At 64.5% G+C, this 795-nt stretch carries 1 pseudogene; it reads right to left on the bottom strand.

The annotated features are described in order from the left end of the window. A pseudogene (locus ACY45C_RS14745) lies at positions 1-659 on the bottom strand (SAM-dependent methyltransferase); the annotation flags it as partial. Positions 660-795 lie beyond the last annotated feature (136 nt).

Here is a 795-nt window from a genome sequence, read left to right on the forward strand (position 1 = left end):
TCCAGGAGCCGGTGCACGATCCGCAGCGATTCCTCGGCATCCTGAACGAAGTTCAGCACCCCCAGCAGGGTGAGCGCGACCGGCCGGGTGAAGTCCAGCGTTCGGGCCGCGGCTTCCAGGATTCGGTCGGTATCCCGGATGTCGGCCTCGAGGTAGTTGGGAGTCGAAATGAAATAACTTGCGCGTTTCGAACCCTCCACAGGCCTGTGACCTGCGATGATGCTCTCGATCACGTATTTGTTACTTCATTACGTCCCCTTGGTGGCGCCCTCCGGGGTGCTGGTGAGCAGCACTCGGGCATGCACCAGAACAAGAGGGTCGTTGTCGACGTAGACGATGCGCGATTCCGGTGCGATCTCCTGGGCGACCTCATGGGTGTTTCCGGCGGTGGGCAGCCCGGTCCCGATGTCGAGGAACTGACGGATACCTGCCTCGCCGGCCAGGAATTGCACGGCTCGGGTGAGGAAACCCCGGTCGGCGCGGGCGGTGTCGACGATGTGCGGAAGTATCTGCTGGACCTGGTCGCCCACCGCGCGGTCGGAGGCGAAGTTGTCCTTGCCACCGAGCCAGTAGTTCCAGACCCGGGCGGTGTGCGCGACATCCGAATTGAATTGGGGCTTCTCCGCCAGCCCCTCGGGGGCATATGCGTCGTCGGTCATGGTCGGGTCCTTCCTCCGCTTCGGTGGATTCTGCCTGGTGTGAGCGTAGTCCTCTGCCCGCTCGTCACCCGGCGCCGGTTCGCCGGTCCGGTGCGGCGTCCCGACAACCAGCCCGGGACCGTCCCTCTCGCGTAAA

The sequence above is a fragment of the Frankia sp. CcWB2 genome (assembly GCF_977927585.1).